Origin of the sequence: Serratia sp. BNK-10 (assembly GCF_047456065.1) — a bacterium.
In the GTDB taxonomy this organism is placed as follows: domain Bacteria; phylum Pseudomonadota; class Gammaproteobacteria; order Enterobacterales; family Enterobacteriaceae; genus Serratia; species Serratia ureilytica.
In genome coordinates this window covers 1,142,789-1,157,750 of record NZ_CP179894.1, presented here as the reverse complement: position 1 = coordinate 1,157,750, position 14,962 = coordinate 1,142,789, and the positions used below count along the sequence as shown (strand labels likewise).

The following is a 14,962-nucleotide window of genomic DNA, read 5'->3' as shown; positions in this document are numbered from 1 at the left end:
AACAGGTCTTCCATCGTTATGGAACAAGGGGTTCAGCATGCTGAACCCCTTCATTCGGGCGGCCGAGGCAGCCGGGAATCAACGGTCGCCTTTGGTCAGCTCGCGCTTCATATCGATGATGGTCTGGTATTCCGCCAGGGTGGTGTCGCCGATGTGCTGTTTGCCGCCCATCGCTTTGATAAAGCACGCGTGATCGTCTTTATCCAGCTTCTTGATGGCGGTGACCACTTTGGCCTTGAAGTCGGCCGGCAGCGAGTTGCTCACCAGGATCGGGCCGTTCGGGATCAGCGGCGACTGCCAGATGATGCGGATCTGTTTCATCAGGTCCGGATGATCCATGCGGATCATGCGGGTGAACGCGCCGCTGGTGTAGCCGGTGTTGTAGTCGCCGATCATCGACGCCCAGGTCACCGCGCCTTCGAACTGGCCGTTCAGCACGCCGAGGATGTCCTGCTCGTGGCCGCCGGAGAAGGTGACGCTGGAGAAGGTGTTGTTGTATTTGTTGTCGACCGTGCCGCCGAACAGCTTTTTAAACGCCTGGTTCGGGATCAGGAAGCCGGAGGTGGAATCCGGATCGGCGAAGCCGATGGCCTTGCCCTTCAGGTCTTCCAGTTTCTGGTACGGGCTGCCGGCCTTCACTACCACCACCGAGTGGTAGCCGCGCGACTGGTCGACGTCGTCAACCGCGATGCCGACGATGTCCACCGCTTTCGGATCCTTGATGTAAACCGAAGCGAACGACGACGGCGACATGCTCAGCACCAGGTCAATCTTGCCGCCCAGCAGGCCCTGGATCACGCCGGAATAGTCGGACGAATTGCGCAGCTTGGTATCGACGTTCAACTCTTTATCCAGGAACTGCTTCACGCACTGGTTATCGCCGATCTGCTGGGTGGCGTTCTGGCCGCCGAGAATGCCCAGGTTCAGCTCTTTCGGCGCATCCGCTGCGGCAGCATTAAATACCATCATCGCGCCGGCCATCAGGGTGGTCAGACTCAATACTTTTTTCATTAGGTGTGCCTTGTGTGTAAAGGGTAAAGGTCAAAAGTGCTTCAATGGATCTGATTGGCTTCCTCGCCATACAGCTGGTGCAGGATCCGTTCGTTCAGTTGCGAAGGATGCCCGTCAAACACGATCTTCCCGTGGGCGATGCCGATCACCCGCGAGCAATACTCTTTCACCAGTTCGACCGAGTGCAGGTTCACCATCACCGCGATGCCGTCTTCGCTGATTTTCTGCAGCGCGTCCATGATGCGGCGGGTGTTTTTCGGATCGAGCGACGCCACCGGCTCATCGGCCAGCAGGATTTGCGGGTTTTGCATCAGCGCGCGGCAGATGGCGACGCGCTGCATTTGGCCGCCGGAGAGGTGCTCGGCGCGCTGCAGCGCGTGCGGCAGCATATTGAGCCACTGCAACAGCTCGATGGCGCGAGCGCGGTCGGCGTCATCGAACAGTTTGAAGAAGGATTTCAGAGTGGACGTATGGCTCAGACGGCCCAGCAGCACGTTGGTCATCACGTCCAGCCGCGGCACCAGGCAGAAGTCCTGGAAGATCATGCCGCAGCGCGCGCGCCACTGGCGCATCTGGCGGCCGGCCAGCTGAGCGATATCCTGCGCCGCACCATCGTCTTCGAAGTGCAGCATCTCGCCGCAGCTGGAAGGAATGGTGCCGTTCAGGGTGTGCAGCAGCGTGGACTTGCCCGCGCCGGAACGGCCGATCACCGCCACGAATTCGCCGGCGTGCAGATCGAAATTGATGTCATCCAGCACGCGCTGCTGCGCTTTGTAGGCCTTGCCGAGTCCCTTTACCGATAAAACTTTGCGGGATGCGGCGGCGTGCTGCCCTGGAAAGTCGTGCTGCGCCAATTTTAACAGTGCCTGAGCCATATGATTTCTCTGGTTTCAGTGGCTAATCATTATGGGCACCTATTAACGGATAAGTTTATGACAGTGGGATGATGGTTTTATGGCCGGGGCGTGACGCGTGCCGCCCCGGCGTGCGCATCATTCCAGGCTAAAGAAGTCCAGCCCCAGCGCCGCCTTGACCTGCTGCAGCGTCTGCTGGCTGACCTGATGCGCGCGGCGGGTGCCATGCTGCAGGATGCGCGTCAGCTCGCCTTTATCGGCGATGAATTCGGCGCGGCGGGTGCGGATCGGTTCGAGCAGGCTCTGCAGGCAATCCTCCAGCAGCCGTTTGATTTTCACGTCCCCCAACCCGCCGCGCCGGTAGTGCGCCTTCAGCTCCGCCAACAGCGCAGCGTCTTCGCAGAAGGCGTCCAGATAGGTGAACACCATGTTGCCCTCCACCCGGCCGGGATCGCTGACGTTGAGATGGCCGGGATCGGTGAACATGCTCATCACCGCCTTGTGCACCTCGTCGGCGCCGGCGCCAAGCTGAATGGCATTGCCGCGCGATTTCGACATCTTGCCCTGCCCGTCCAGCCCCGGCAGACGCCCGACGTTGCTTAACAACGGCTGGCACTCCGTCAGCACCGGTTGGCCGACGATGTGGTTGAAGCGCCGCGCGATCTCGTTGGTTTGCTCCAGCATCGGCAGCTGATCCTCGCCGACCGGCACGTGGGTGGCGCCGAAGGCGGTGATGTCCGCCGCCTGGCTGACCGGATAGATCAGAAAACCGGCCGGCAGGCTGCGGGCGAAATCCTTCTCGGCGATCTCGCTTTTCACCGTCGGGTTGCGTTCCAGCCGCGCCACGCTGACCAGGTTGAGGTAGTACATCGTCAGCTCGGCCAACGCCGGCAGCGCCGACTGCAGGCAAATGGTGGTCTTGTGCGGATCGATGCCGACCGCCAGATAGTCGGCCACCACGTTGAGCACGTTGGCGCTGATTTTTTGCGGGTTGTTGCCGTTGTCGGTCAGGCCCTGCAGATCCGCCACCATCACCGTTTGGTTATGCTGGTGCTGCAGTTCGACGCGCTGGCGCAGCGAGCCGACGAAGTGCCCTAAATGCAGTGGGCCGGTGGCGCGATCGCCGGTAAGAATGGTGTAACTCATGACAGTGCTCCTGAAGGTCTGTAGACCGCCGGATCAACGCCACAAAAGATAATGCCGCCAAACCGGCGGCATTAAAAAGAGATGTGAATACCCGTGCCGCCTCAGAAGAGGCGCCACCATGACTGATTGTGGGTGGAGTGCATCGATATATTCATGCCATCAAGGTATACCCGTAGCGGCAATGCGTCAATAGCCCGCCGCCGGCGCGTAAGACGGCGTTACACTCCGGCATTTGCGTTCCTGGCCCGGCGCGCTAGGGTAAAACCTTCAACCTGAAAAAGGAGCGCATGATGAAGATCGGATTTGTCGGACTGGGCGGGATGGGCAGCGCCATGGCGGCTAACCTGGTGAAGGCGGGATTTGCGTTGACGGTATGGAACCGTTCGCCGCAGGCGGCGCAGCCGCTGGTGAGCGCCGGCGCGCGGCAGGCCGAACGGCCGGAACAGTTGGCCGATGCCGACGTGCTGATCACCATGCTGGCCGACGATGCCGCGACGCAACAGGTGGTGGTGGACAGCGGATTGCTGCAGCGGATGAAACCGGGCGCGCTGCATATCAATATGGCGACTATCTCGGTCGAACTCGCCAAACGCCTGACGATGCTGCATGCGGAACACGGCATCGGTTATCTCGCCGCGCCGGTGCTGGGCCGGGTCGACGTGGCCGCCGCCGGCAAGCTGAATATTCTGGCGGCCGGCGATAGCGAGCGGCTGAAGCAAGCGCAGCCGCTGTTCGATGCCCTCGGCCAGAAAACCTGGCACTTCGGCGCCGATCCGGCGCAGGCCAACGTGGTCAAAATCGCCACCAACTTTACGCTGGCCAGCGCCATTGAAGCGATGGCGGAAGGCAGCGCGCTGGTGCGCAACTACGGCGTTTCCGGCGCCGACTACCTGCAGATGCTGAGCGGCACCGTCTTCGCCGCCCCGGCCTATCAGGGCTATGGCGCGCTGATCGCCGCCGAGAAGTATTCACCCGCCGGATTCCGCTTGGCGCTGGGGCTGAAGGACGTCGGGCTGGCGCTGGCCGCCGGCGCCGACAGCCATACGCCGATGCCGTTCGCCGGGGTGCTGAAAGACAATTTCCTCGACGCGATGGCGCAGGGGGATGCGGATCTGGACTGGGCGGCGCTGGCCAAGGTAGCGGCGCGACGAGCGGGCCTGAAATAACGAACGGGGGCGTTGGCCCCCGTTTTCCGTACTCAGAACACGATGTCCGCCGCGGGCACGGCGCGGATCGGCACGCCGAAGCTGTCGATATTCGATAACGTCTCGTTATGGTGGGTACGGATCAGCAAACCGTCGGCATAGGATTTGTCGTGGCAGGTATGCGCATCCGCCGCCAGCGTCACCGGATAGCCGTGCGCCGCCGCGCTGCGCACCGTGGTATCGATGCAAAACGGCGTGGAATAGCCGCAAACCACCAGCTGCGATACGCCGTTGGCGATCAGTAACGCGCCGAGCGAAGTGCGCAGGAACGAGTCCGGCGTGGTTTTATCCACCCGATGGTCGCCTGGCGCCACCTTCAGCGCCGCAAGCACTTGCCAGGCGGCGCTGCCGTGCGGCAGTTCGTCGTCCGGCGTATGGTGCTGAATCACGATCACCGGCACGCCCGCCCGGCGGGCGCGCTCGCTCAGTTGGTTGATGCGCGCAACGGTGCCCGCGGCATCCGCCGGCGGCGGCGTAAACAACCCTTCCTGCACATCGATAATCAACAGCGCGCTGGTCATGGCGGCTCCCGAAGAGAAGACAAGACAAGTCGCGTCAGCACACCGGCTGGCGCGGGCGGAAAATATGGTCGACGCCCTGCTCGCGCAACCTGTGCACCAGATCGTGCCCGCCGTTCGGCGTGGCGTGCGCCAGCTGCCGCTCGGCGGTAAACACCGGGCTGGCCCAGAACAGGTTCACCGGGTCGCCATACTGCTGAGGCAACGTCAGGTGCGCGTGATGCGGGTAGAAGGACGACGATAAAATATAGCCTTCATAGCCCAACGGCGCCACGTCGGACTCCAGCGTATGACCTTCGCCGATCCAGGTCAGCCGCGCCCAAGGCGCGTGAGCGAAACCGGCCAGCGCGCTGGCCATCTGCACCGCGTTGTCTTCGGTCATGTATTGGCTGTCGATGGCGATCGCCATCTCCATGCGGCGATAGCGCGAAGCCTCATCGTTGAACAGGATCTCCACCCACGGCATCGGCCGAATGCTGACGCCCATGGTGAGGAAGTAATAGATGCCGTCGCGCTCGTGCTGAGTGATGGCCATCGGCGGCCACTTGCCCTGATCGATGGCGTAGTATTTTACCGAAGGGCCGAAATGCTGCTCATAGCGCGCCTGAAAATCGCGCTGCATCTTCGGCCACGGATTGCCCTCTTCACGCTGCCAGCTGCGCCAAAACTGGCGGGTGCTTTCCGCCTGCGCATATTGCGTGTTGGTCGAGGCCGAGCCGAGCGGATAGGCCAACGGGCTCTCCTTGATGCAGCTGGCCGAATAGCACACCGAATGGTCGATATACAGGCTCCAGCCGGGGATCACCGCCAGCAGTTGACCGTAATACCACAGGGCCGCGCCGTCGTCGCTTTCGCTCCACACCACCATCAGCCCTTCCGGGTTCAGCGGCGCTTCCCCTTCCAGGTTGCGGCAAAATTCCGCCGCCAGCATCGGCGGTTGCCCCTGCTCCAGCGCGGCGCGATCTTCCTGCAACGGCGCGGCGGCCAGATTGCGCAGCCAGCAGGCGCGCACCTGATAGCGATCGCTGTAGGCTTCGGCGGGATAGATGTAAAAATAGGCTGCCCGGTGATCTTGCTGAACCACCGCGACCAGCGTCTGGTTCTCATTGCTGACTTCAGCAAGTACGTATGACTCGTTCATATCACCTCAATAGGGTCAGGGCGCGGCAGAATCGGCTGCGCGCAAAAAATAGAATGTGGCTTTGCCCTCAAGTGTAAAACGCATTACTGGCCGGATCACCCGTAAAAGTCTCAAAAACGGCCGTAAACGAAGATAAACAAAGGTTAATTATAGCGGCTGCGGCTCATGACGGCTGAGTGATGCGCCGCACCGCGCGCTGATAGGAACCGTTGCGCATCGACGCGCCCAGCACTTTGCCGAGGCCTGCAGCCCCCGTTCGCACCAACCGCCGCCGCAATGCACCCGGATGAAAACCGAACTGCCGCTGCGCCCAGTCGGGCAACAGATCGATGCCCGCCTGCATCACCACCCCGCCGAGCGGGCGCGCCAACGCGCTCGGCGCCGGCGCCTTCAGCAGAATGCGCGCCACCTCTTGGGTGCGTTCATCGCACACCAGCTGCGGCCGCATCGCCTGCAGGTATTCTTCGACCTCCGCGCAGGACTGAGGTATTGCAGTGGCTCCCAGCGCGGCGGCCACGCGCGCCGCTTCGCGATAGTATTGATCCTGCAAATCGCGGGAAAGATGCGGGTTGCGGTAGCGCAGGTGGCTGGCCAGAAAACGGCTGCTCTCCGCCACGTGCACCCAGGTCAGCAGCGCCGGATCGCTGGCGGCATAGGGCGTGCCGTCGCTGCCGACGCCGGTCACCCGCAGGTGGATGGCTTTGACTTTGGCGATCAGCCGCTCCGCCTCGGCGGTCGGGCCGAAGGTGGTGACCGACACGAACTGGCTGGTGCGGCGCAGGCGGCCAATCATATCGTCGCGGAAGTTGGAGTGATCCCATACGCCGGCCAGCGCCAACGGGTGCAGCATTTGCAACAGCAAGGCGCTGACGCCGCCGCACAGCATCGGGGTGAAATCGCGGTGTACCTGCCAGATGATCGACTGCGGGCCGAACAGCCCCGGATCGCCGGGCGGATTCTCAAAATCGACGCCGCCGAGCGCCAACCCGGTCAGGCTGAGCACCTGTTTTTCTATCGCTGCGCGTACCGCTTCCATCCTGCCGCCCTCTTGCTCATTCAGCGGCCAGTGTATCACGCGGCGAGCGCCACATTGCGCCCTGCGGCGGTTGAAAGCTTTAACTTACTGAATTACAGTTGTTATACCGCTTGCAACCAGGCGGGCCTATTCGATCCACTGCAGAGGCGCTTTGCAGGGCGTTAACCCACGTTAATTCGGCACTAACCCCACAAAACCTCTATCTAGTTTCTTTTCCTTCAACTTAGATAGCAGAGAGTTCGATGATTACCATCAGAGCACGCGCGGCGGAAGACAACGCGCAATTGGCAGATATCTGGCTGCGTTCGGTGCGCGCCACTCACCACTTTTTAACCGAAGACAACATCGCACAGCTGTTCCCGCTGGTGCTGAACGACTACCTGCCGGCGGTCAACGTTTGGGTGGCCGAAGAGCAGCCGGGGCATCCCTGCGGCTTTATTGGTCTGAACGGCAACAAGGTGGAGATGCTGTTTATCGATGCCGATCAGCGCGGCAAAGGCGTGGGCAAAGCGCTGCTGACCCACGCGGAAACGCTGCACGATGAGCTGCAGCTGGACGTGAACGAGCAAAACCCGCAGGCCAGCGGCTTCTACCGCCACTACGGTTTTGTCATCACCGGCCGCTCACCGCTCGACGGCCAGGGCAACCCGTTCCCGCTGCTGCACATGAAGCTGGAAAAACGCTAGTCCGCCCCCGCCGGCCGCCCTGCGGCCGGTTTTCTCCCCCTTCTCTCGCCCGCTACCTAATATATCAAATCAGAATAAGTAATAGATTTTACATTCTTCCTGTCACTATCAACCCTCGGTAGGATTGCCCGGTATTCACCCGCAACAGAGGTTCCGTCCGTCACTTCCCGCCGGGTTGTGCCCCGCCGAAAAGCCGAACGATCCTTGTCCGGCGCGACGCGCCCCGGACGGAATGCTGTGATGTATCAATAAGGATCCGCTTCGCTATGATCGTTCTTTCGAACGTTTGCAAAACTTTTGACAGCGCACAGGGCCGCGTCGTGGCGGTTGACGACGTCAGCCTGGCGATAGAAGCCGGGCAAATTTACGGCATCATCGGCTACAGCGGCGCCGGCAAAAGCACGCTGATCCGCCTGCTCAACGGCCTGGAAAAGCCCACCAGCGGCCGCATTGACGTGGGTGGATTCGATATCGCCCGCGCCAAAGGCAGCCACCTGCGCCAGGCGCGGCTGAAAATCAGCATGGTGTTTCAGCACTTCAACCTGCTGTGGTCGCGCACCGTCAGCCAAAACATCGCTTTTTCCATGCAGATAGCCGGCGTCCCCAAGGCGCAGATTGCCCCGCGCGTGGCGGAACTGATCGCGCTGGTTGGCCTGCAGGGGCGCGAAAACGCCTACCCGTCGCAGCTCAGCGGCGGCCAGAAACAGCGCGTCGGCATCGCCCGCGCGCTGGCCAATAACCCGAGCGTGCTGCTGTGCGACGAGGCCACCTCGGCGCTCGATCCGCAAACCACCGACGCCATTCTCGACCTGCTGCTGGCCATCAATCGCCAGCTGAAATTGACCATCGTGCTGATCACCCACGAAATGCACGTGGTGCGCAAAATCTGCCACCGCGTGGCGGTAATGGAAAACGGCCGCATCGTCGAAGAGGGGCCGGTGCTCGAGGTGTTCACCCGGCCACAGCAGCCGATCACCCGGCAGTTCGTCAAACAGGTGTCGCAGTATGCGGACACGGCTGAGAGCTTCAACCCACAGCTCACCGCCCACCTGCCGGGGGCGATCTTCAAGCTGACTTTCGTCGGCGAACAAACTCATCAGGCGGTGATCGCCGAGGTAATTCGGCGCTACCCGCTCACCGTCAACATTCTGCACGGCAAGATCAGCCACACCCTCAACGGTTCGTTCGGCGAACTGTACATCCACGCCGAAGGCAACGAACAACACGTCGCCGACATGCTCAGCCTGCTGAACGAAAGAGACATCGCCGTCGAGGTTATCCAACATGATTGAATCCCTGTTCCCCCACCTGCGTCTGGACCAACTGTGGGACGCCACCTGGGAAACGCTGTACATGACCGGCATCGCCGGTTTGGCCACGCTGGTGCTGGGCATCGTGCTCGGCGTGCTGCTGTTTTTAACCTCGAAGGGGCAGTTGCTGCAAAACCGCACGGTCTACACCCTGATCTCCTTGCTGGTCAACGTCTTCCGCTCCATTCCGTTCATCATTCTGATCGTGCTGCTGATCCCGTTCACCAAGTCGCTGATCGGCACCATTCTCGGCGCGGACGCCGCCCTGCCGGCGCTGATCGTCGGCGCCGCGCCGTTCTACGCCCGGCTGGTGGAGATCGCGCTGCGCGAGGTCGACAAAGGGGTAATCGAAGCGGCGCGCTCGATGGGCGCCAAAAACCGCACACTGATTTTCCGCGTCTTGCTGCCGGAGAGCTCGCCGGCGCTGGTTTCCGGCATCACCGTTACCCTGATCGCGCTGGTGAGCTACACCGCGATGGCCGGGGTGATCGGCGCCGGCGGCCTGGGCAACCTGGCCTATCTGGAAGGCTTCCAACGCAACCACAGTGACGTGACGCTGGTGGCGACGCTGACGATCCTGCTGATCGTTTTCGTCATTCAGTTCATTGGCGACACCCTGACAAGAACGCTCGATAAACGTTAATTAACCAAGGAAAACGATGATGAAAAAGCACCTACTGATGTTGGCTTTCGCCTCTGTCGCCACCCTCGCCTCTTACGGCGCCGCCGCGGCGACCAAGCTGGTGGTCGGCGCCTCCAACGTGCCGCACGCCGAGATCCTCGAACAGGCCAAACCGATACTGGCGAAGGAAGGCATCGATCTGCAGATCAAGCGCTTCCAGGACTACATCCTGCCGAACACCGCGCTGGCCAGCCACGACATCGACGCCAACTACTTCCAGCACGTGCCTTACCTGAACTCGGTGCTGAAAGACCACGCCGACGACAAGAGCTACGACTTCGTCAGCGCCGGCGCGATCCATATTGAGCCTATCGGCATCTACTCGAAGAAGTACAAGAGCCTGAAAGATCTGCCGGAAAACGGCAAAATCATCATGCGCGACGCGGTGGCGGAAGAAGGCCGCATTCTGTCAATCTTTGAACGGGAAGGCGTGATCAAGCTGAAGCCAGGGGTGAGCAAGGTGGATGCACGCATCGCCGACGTGGTGGAAAACCCGAAACACCTGAAGTTCCAGGCTAACGTTGAAGGCGCGCTGCTGCCGCAGATGTACAACAACAACGAAGGTGACGCCGTGGTGATCAACGCCAACTACGCCATCGACGCCGGGCTGAATCCGACCAAGGATCCGATCGCGGTCGAAAGCGGCGAAAACAACCCGTACGCCAACATCATCACCGTGCACAAAGCCGACGTGAACAAGCCGGAGATCGTGGCGCTGGTGAAAGTGCTGCACTCCAAGCCGATTCAAGACTTTATCCGCGAGAAGTACCAGGGCGCGGTGATCCCGGTCAATCAGTAGTGGGTTAAATGGCCCGGTAAAAGCCGCAATGCCGCTCACTTAAGCCTGAGTGGCATTTTTTTATCCAGCCTCTGGGCGTTCTGTGCAGGGGAATTGCCGTAAATGTCCGCATTTCTCTGTGGCCAATATGAACGGCAATTGGAGGGGCCGATGGCGCGGCCCCTCCACCCGCGCCTTCGCTTAACACCGTCTGTCCGCTACGCGGATACCCTCGCCGCGTCTGCGTTGTCGGGCGGGTCGGCTGCGACAAACATCCCTGTTAGTCTCGCCTCAACCGGCCTTCCCTGGCCGGTTGACCCTGACAACGCCGTCTTGCTCGGCACCCGGTGATGCGCGCTCAAGGTCAACACCTGAGCTGGCTGCTACCGGGAAATCTGTCGCTTATGAGGTTCTGGTAGAGAAGTTGGAGATGAGCGCGGTGTTGGGCGCCCTTGAAGACGCCGAACGCAGGCATAGCGCATTAGGCGAAACCGCCATGGACGGCGGTTTCAGGTGAGACAGGCAGGGACGCCTGTCGCAACCGGCCTCAATGCGGTATGGCGGAGAGAGGGAGTTGGCAAAGCCAACCGTCTGATAGGGCAAAGGCGCGGGTTGCCAGGGGCCGCGCCTTCGGCCCCTGGCTCGGTCGAGGTGCCTGAGCCACATGGGGCATCTCACTTTTATCGACCGAAAATGTCACGAACGCCTGCAGAAAAACGCTAACTGATCAGCATTGCGGTAAAAACCGGGCCTGTTTCTACACCTTATTGCCAATCTGGCTGAGACGCGGCCACACCAGCATCAGCGCCTCCAGCAACCGCAACAGATCGTCCCGGCTTGCCCCTTCTCGCGCCTGCACCGACATGCCTTCAATGGTGCAAATCACGTATTTCGCCAGCAGCGCGGTATCGGTTTTCGCCAGCAGCTCGCCCTGTTGCACCTTGCGATCGAAGCAGGCCTTCAGCGCCGCTTCCTGCGCATGATGCTTTTTGCGCAGCATCTGGGCGACGTCGTCGGAAGCGGACGACAGCGCAGCGGAGGCACACACCATAAAGCAGCCGGAGGGGGTATCGGGATCGGTGAAGACCTGAACCGAAGAACGCACGTAAGCCTCGACGATCTCGGCCACCGGCACATCCTGTTCCAACAGCTGGTTGGTGCAGGTGGTGTATTTTTGCAGATAGCGCTCCACCGCCGCGCGGAACATCCCTTCTTTGTTGCCGAACTCGGCATACAGCGTCGGCGCCTTGGCGCCGGTCACTTCCACCAGATCGGCCAGCGAGGTGGCTTCATACCCGTGCCGCCAGAACAGATCGAGTGCGCTTTCCAACGCCCGGTCGCGATCAAATTGTTTGGGTCTGCCACGGCTTTTCTTGCCGCAGACCGCTTCATTGATGCTCATCGTTCCTCTCCTATCCCGCTCCACAGCAGGCTTAGCACAAATAACTTAACGATCATTATAAAAAAATATTGCGCCCTCGTCGAGAACCGATTAGCATTTAGTTATCGATCGTTAATAAAAATTAGCGAACCGGATTAAAACCCTCTATAGACCGTTATCGAAAAGGAATTAACATCATGAAAAGCTTAAAACTAACCTTAGCTGCCCTCACTCTGGCCAGCGTTTCCTTCGGCAGCTTCGCCGCCGATTTGGTCACTAGCCAACCGGCCGACCAGCAAAAAGTGGGCGTCATCACCGTCAGCGGCGCGTCCGATTTGACCTCGCTGGAAAACAGCCTGGCCGCCAAAGCCGATCAGGCCGGCGCCAAATCCTTCCGCATCACCAGCGCCGGCGGCAACAACCAGCTGCATGGCACTGCAGAAATCTATCAATAACAAAGCATTAAGCCTGTGGACTGCATACCCTTATTGCTCACAACGCCAGGGCGTAAAAAAAATTAATTAACGAGCATTAAAAAAATACTTGCAATCCGTCAAACCGGCATCTAACATTAAATTATCGATCGTTAATTAATTTAACGACCTTACAAAACAAACATCGTAAAGAACACTGATAGGAAATAAGACCATGAAAAACCTGAAAATGACCATCGCAGCCATCGCACTGGCTTCCGCCTCCTTCGGCAGCTTCGCCGCCGAACTGGTTAACGCGCAACCCGCCGACCTGCAAAAAGCCGGCGTCGTTACCGTCAGCGGCGCGTCCGACCTGAGCAGCCTGGAAAACAAACTGGCGGCCAAAGCCGACGCGGCGGGCGCCAAATCCTTCCAGATCATCGCCACTACCGGTGACAACAAACTGCACGGCACCGCGATCATCTACAATTAATGGCCGGACCGGCAATCGTGCAAAAGGGCGGCTCAGGCCGCCTTTTGTTTGCTTTAACGCCAACGTTCTGTTGTAAGCTGTAGCGACCTCTTCCCGCTGAGCCGAGCAACGCCATGACTCCCCTGCTGTTTCACAAATATCACGGTCTGGGCAACGACTACCTGGTATGCCATCGTTCGGTCGCCGATCACCTGAGCCTGGAACAGATCCGCCTGCTGTGCCACCCGCATTACGGCATCGGTTCCGACGGCCTGCTGATCGACAGCGGCGACACCGTCAATCCCACCCTGCGCATCATCAACCCGGACGGCTCCGAAGCGGAGAAAAGCGGCAACGGCTTGCGTATCTACGCGCGGTATCTGTTCGACAGCAAGCGCGTGGCGCATCAGCCGTTTCTGGTGCACACCGCCGGCGGCGACGTGCGTTGCCAGGTGGCGGAAGACGCGCATCAGATAACCGTGGAGATGGGGCGCGCCAATTTCAGCCCGGCGGCGCTGCCGGCCTTGATCGATCTGCCGGAGGCGCTGAACTATCCGCTGCCCCTGAAGGAGGAGACGTTAAGCGTTTCGCTGGTGTCGATGGGCAACCCGCACTGCGTGGTGCCGGTGGAAAAACTGGATCTGGCGCAGGTGCATCGGCTCGGACCGCAGATTGAGCGCCATCCGCTGTTCCCGAAACGCACCAATGTACAACTGGTGGAAGTGGTCGATCGCCAGACGCTGCGCATCGGCATCTGGGAGCGCGGCGCCGGCTTTACCCTCGCCTCCGGCAGCAGCAGCTGCGCCGCCGCCAGCGTGATGCGCAAGTTGGGACGAGTCGGCGATCGGGTTAGTGTGCGGATGCCGGGTGGCGAACTGCAGATCGCCTTCAGCGGCGATTTTCAGGTCAGCATGCGCGGACCGGTGCATAAAATCGCCACCCTGACGCTGGACGAAGACTGCTTTGCCGGCGGCGCGGGGCTGTTTACGGGATCCACCCCAGCAGCCTGAACCACAGATAGTCCAACGGCACCAGCAGTGCGAAGCTGAGCGCGGCCAACAGCAGGCACAGCTTTAGCCCTTCGCGCGCCGGCACTTTGCCCATCCCCATCGCCACCACGATCGGCGAGGCCTGATACGGCAACAGCGGCGTGGCGTAACCGATCACCTGGGTCATCAGCACCGTCAGCAGCGGCAAGCCGCTGCCTGCGGACAACGCCTGCGCCAGCGGGGTAAACAGCGCCGGCACGCCGTTGGCGGTCACCACGAAATTCAACAGCGCGGTGATCCCCACCAGCGAACCGAATGCGGTAAACGGCTTGCCGTGCAGATCCGGCATCATCGCCAGCAGCGCGCCGCCCAACCGATCGCCGAGCCCCGAGTGGCTGACCAATGCGGTCAGCCCCAGGATCCCCGCCACGTAAATACAGGTGCGCACGTTGACCCCGGCGGCGAACTGCTCGCCGTTGAGAAAACCGATGCGCGGCAACAGGCAGAAGCAGGCCGCCGCCAACCCTATCCAGGCGGGGGCGATGCCGTGCCAGCTGTCGGTCATCCACAGCAGCACCGTAATGCCCAACAGCGCGATCAGCCGCCACTCGGCGGCACTGAGCGGCGTTTGCCCCGCCTCGGCCGCCACTGGCTGCGGCCGGGCACGGAACAGGCCGCAGATGCACAGCGTCAGCAGCGCGCCTTTGGCCAACCCGAGCACCGGAGCGTGCAACAGCAGATAAGAGAGATAAGCGAAGTGGCTGCCGTAGGCGCTTTCCGCCGCACCGCTCATCACCAGGTTAGGCACGTTGGCCGGCAGGATGCTGGCGGAAAGCTGGAAGGTGCCGAACCCCACCGCCAGCGCCAAACCGATGCGGCCGCGCGAGCCTTCCGCCAGGCCGGCGCGCTCGGCCAACGCCATGACGATCGGCATCAGCAGCGTAATCCGCCCCATGTTGGAGGGCATGACAAACGCCAACGCGTAGCTTATCGCCACCACGCCGCCCACCAGGCGCGGCCAGGAACCGGCCAGATGCGGCAAGAGTCGGTTGGCCAGGCGATCCGCCAAGCCGGTGCTGCGGATGGCGGTGCCCAACACGAAACCGCTGAGCACCAGCCAGAATGCGGAAGACGCGAAACCGGAAAAGGTCACCGCGGCGGGCGCCAGCTGCAATACCATCACCGCCGCAAAGAACAGCAACGCGACCAAATACTCCGGCAAACGGGCGCTGGCCCATAGCGCGATGACCACCAGCGTGACCAGCGCAGACAGCGCCATGGGATCCCCCAACATAATTCTCCTCCCTGATAAAACGTTGTGATTGTTATCAAACGGTTAA

At 61.0% G+C, this 14,962-nt stretch carries 16 protein-coding genes; 8 read left to right on the top strand and 8 right to left on the bottom strand.

Going from position 1 to position 14,962, the window contains the following annotated elements; genetic code table 11:
* Positions 1-78: 78 nt before the first annotated feature.
* The 3 genes from phnD to trpS all read right to left on the bottom strand — a co-directional run bounded on the left by phnD (position 79) and on the right by trpS (position 3,011).
* Entirely contained in the window at positions 79-1,011 is a 933-nt protein-coding gene (gene phnD / locus ACMGG9_RS05635) for a phosphonate ABC transporter substrate-binding protein (RefSeq protein ID WP_004939482.1), read from the bottom strand.
* A gap of 41 nt (positions 1,012-1,052) precedes the next feature.
* The gene (gene phnC, locus ACMGG9_RS05630) at positions 1,053-1,886 is read right to left on the bottom strand and encodes a phosphonate ABC transporter ATP-binding protein (RefSeq protein ID WP_033642325.1); all 834 of its coding nucleotides are present in this window, start codon (positions 1,884-1,886) and stop codon (positions 1,053-1,055) included.
* Positions 1,887-2,003: 117 nt separating this feature from the next.
* A complete protein-coding gene (gene trpS / locus ACMGG9_RS05625; protein WP_414161960.1) occupies positions 2,004-3,011 on the bottom strand; it encodes a tryptophan--tRNA ligase in 1,008 nt (335 codons plus the stop codon).
* Positions 3,012-3,301: 290 nt separating this feature from the next.
* Between trpS and ACMGG9_RS05620 the strand changes: the two genes are divergently transcribed.
* Positions 3,302-4,177 (top strand): NAD(P)-dependent oxidoreductase, encoded by an 876-nt coding sequence (locus ACMGG9_RS05620; protein ID WP_108680321.1) that lies wholly within the window; start codon positions 3,302-3,304, stop codon positions 4,175-4,177.
* Positions 4,178-4,209: 32 nt separating this feature from the next.
* Here ACMGG9_RS05620 and ACMGG9_RS05615 read toward each other — a convergent pair whose 3' ends face one another.
* The 3 genes from ACMGG9_RS05615 to ACMGG9_RS05605 all read right to left on the bottom strand — a co-directional run bounded on the left by ACMGG9_RS05615 (position 4,210) and on the right by ACMGG9_RS05605 (position 6,911).
* A complete protein-coding gene (locus ACMGG9_RS05615) occupies positions 4,210-4,737 on the bottom strand; it encodes a cysteine hydrolase family protein (RefSeq protein WP_042783932.1) in 528 nt (175 codons plus the stop codon).
* A gap of 34 nt (positions 4,738-4,771) precedes the next feature.
* Positions 4,772-5,875, bottom strand: coding sequence for a suppressor of fused domain protein (locus tag ACMGG9_RS05610; protein ID WP_033642320.1), 1,104 nt, complete (start codon positions 5,873-5,875; stop codon positions 4,772-4,774).
* Positions 5,876-6,038: 163 nt separating this feature from the next.
* Positions 6,039-6,911, bottom strand: coding sequence for an oxygenase MpaB family protein (locus ACMGG9_RS05605; protein WP_147837917.1), 873 nt, complete (start codon positions 6,909-6,911; stop codon positions 6,039-6,041).
* 242 nt (positions 6,912-7,153) lie between these two features.
* Between ACMGG9_RS05605 and ACMGG9_RS05600 the strand changes: the two genes are divergently transcribed.
* The 4 genes from ACMGG9_RS05600 (at position 7,154) to ACMGG9_RS05585 (ending at position 10,388) form a co-directional block, all read left to right on the top strand.
* Entirely contained in the window at positions 7,154-7,597 is a 444-nt protein-coding gene (locus tag ACMGG9_RS05600; protein WP_033642318.1) for an acetyltransferase, read from the top strand.
* A 266-nt stretch (positions 7,598-7,863) separates the two neighbouring features.
* Positions 7,864-8,889 (top strand): methionine ABC transporter ATP-binding protein, encoded by a 1,026-nt coding sequence (locus ACMGG9_RS05595; protein ID WP_033642317.1) that lies wholly within the window; start codon positions 7,864-7,866, stop codon positions 8,887-8,889.
* Positions 8,882-9,550 (top strand): methionine ABC transporter permease, encoded by a 669-nt coding sequence (locus tag ACMGG9_RS05590; RefSeq protein ID WP_414161959.1) that lies wholly within the window; start codon positions 8,882-8,884, stop codon positions 9,548-9,550. The genes ACMGG9_RS05595 and ACMGG9_RS05590 overlap by 8 nt, the downstream gene beginning before the upstream one ends.
* Positions 9,551-9,569: 19 nt before the next feature.
* Positions 9,570-10,388 carry a MetQ/NlpA family ABC transporter substrate-binding protein gene (locus tag ACMGG9_RS05585; RefSeq protein ID WP_033652662.1) on the top strand — a complete coding sequence of 273 codons (819 nt, stop codon included), beginning with the start codon at positions 9,570-9,572 and terminating at the stop codon, positions 10,386-10,388.
* A 736-nt stretch (positions 10,389-11,124) separates the two neighbouring features.
* Here ACMGG9_RS05585 and ACMGG9_RS05580 read toward each other — a convergent pair.
* The gene (locus tag ACMGG9_RS05580) at positions 11,125-11,769 is read right to left on the bottom strand and encodes a TetR/AcrR family transcriptional regulator (protein ID WP_033642313.1); all 645 of its coding nucleotides are present in this window, start codon (positions 11,767-11,769) and stop codon (positions 11,125-11,127) included.
* 176 nt (positions 11,770-11,945) lie between these two features.
* Here ACMGG9_RS05580 and bhsA (ACMGG9_RS05575) point away from each other — a divergent pair, with 176 nt between their 5' ends.
* From bhsA (ACMGG9_RS05575) to dapF, 3 genes are all read left to right on the top strand, one after another.
* Positions 11,946-12,203: a multiple stress resistance protein BhsA gene (bhsA, locus tag ACMGG9_RS05575; protein ID WP_033642312.1), complete on the top strand. Its 258-nt coding sequence runs from the start codon at positions 11,946-11,948 to the stop codon at positions 12,201-12,203.
* 193 nt (positions 12,204-12,396) lie between these two features.
* On the top strand, positions 12,397-12,654 hold the full coding sequence (gene bhsA / locus ACMGG9_RS05570; RefSeq protein WP_042783929.1) for a multiple stress resistance protein BhsA: 258 nt from the start codon (positions 12,397-12,399) through the stop codon (positions 12,652-12,654).
* A 113-nt stretch (positions 12,655-12,767) separates the two neighbouring features.
* Positions 12,768-13,643 (top strand): diaminopimelate epimerase, encoded by an 876-nt coding sequence (dapF, locus tag ACMGG9_RS05565; protein WP_414161958.1) that lies wholly within the window; start codon positions 12,768-12,770, stop codon positions 13,641-13,643.
* Here the strand turns inward: dapF and ACMGG9_RS05560 are convergent.
* Positions 13,618-14,916, bottom strand: a complete 1,299-nt coding sequence (locus tag ACMGG9_RS05560; RefSeq protein ID WP_182074543.1) for an SLC13 family permease — start codon at positions 14,914-14,916, stop codon at positions 13,618-13,620. The genes dapF and ACMGG9_RS05560 overlap by 26 nt on opposite strands.
* Positions 14,917-14,962 lie beyond the last annotated feature (46 nt).

Bases quoted from the DNA above. Each gene is read 5' to 3' on its own strand.
- ACMGG9_RS05595 (WP_033642317.1), top strand. From the start codon at position 7,864: ATGATCGTTCTTTCGAACGTTTGCAAAACTTTTGACAGCGCACAGGGC.
- ACMGG9_RS05580 (WP_033642313.1), bottom strand. From the start codon at position 11,769: ATGAGCATCAATGAAGCGGTCTGCGGCAAGAAAAGCCGTGGCAGACCC.
- bhsA (WP_042783929.1), top strand. From the start codon at position 12,397: ATGAAAAACCTGAAAATGACCATCGCAGCCATCGCACTGGCTTCCGCC.
- bhsA (WP_033642312.1), top strand. From the start codon at position 11,946: ATGAAAAGCTTAAAACTAACCTTAGCTGCCCTCACTCTGGCCAGCGTT.
- ACMGG9_RS05620 (WP_108680321.1), top strand. From the start codon at position 3,302: ATGAAGATCGGATTTGTCGGACTGGGCGGGATGGGCAGCGCCATGGCG.
- ACMGG9_RS05560 (WP_182074543.1), bottom strand. From the start codon at position 14,916: ATGTTGGGGGATCCCATGGCGCTGTCTGCGCTGGTCACGCTGGTGGTC.
- ACMGG9_RS05600 (WP_033642318.1), top strand. From the start codon at position 7,154: ATGATTACCATCAGAGCACGCGCGGCGGAAGACAACGCGCAATTGGCA.
- ACMGG9_RS05590 (WP_414161959.1), top strand. From the start codon at position 8,882: ATGATTGAATCCCTGTTCCCCCACCTGCGTCTGGACCAACTGTGGGAC.
- trpS (WP_414161960.1), bottom strand. From the start codon at position 3,011: ATGAGTTACACCATTCTTACCGGCGATCGCGCCACCGGCCCACTGCAT.
- ACMGG9_RS05585 (WP_033652662.1), top strand. From the start codon at position 9,570: ATGAAAAAGCACCTACTGATGTTGGCTTTCGCCTCTGTCGCCACCCTC.
- phnD (WP_004939482.1), bottom strand. From the start codon at position 1,011: ATGAAAAAAGTATTGAGTCTGACCACCCTGATGGCCGGCGCGATGATG.
- ACMGG9_RS05605 (WP_147837917.1), bottom strand. From the start codon at position 6,911: ATGGAAGCGGTACGCGCAGCGATAGAAAAACAGGTGCTCAGCCTGACC.
- phnC (WP_033642325.1), bottom strand. From the start codon at position 1,886: ATGGCTCAGGCACTGTTAAAATTGGCGCAGCACGACTTTCCAGGGCAG.
- ACMGG9_RS05615 (WP_042783932.1), bottom strand. From the start codon at position 4,737: ATGACCAGCGCGCTGTTGATTATCGATGTGCAGGAAGGGTTGTTTACG.
- ACMGG9_RS05610 (WP_033642320.1), bottom strand. From the start codon at position 5,875: ATGAACGAGTCATACGTACTTGCTGAAGTCAGCAATGAGAACCAGACG.
- dapF (WP_414161958.1), top strand. From the start codon at position 12,768: ATGACTCCCCTGCTGTTTCACAAATATCACGGTCTGGGCAACGACTAC.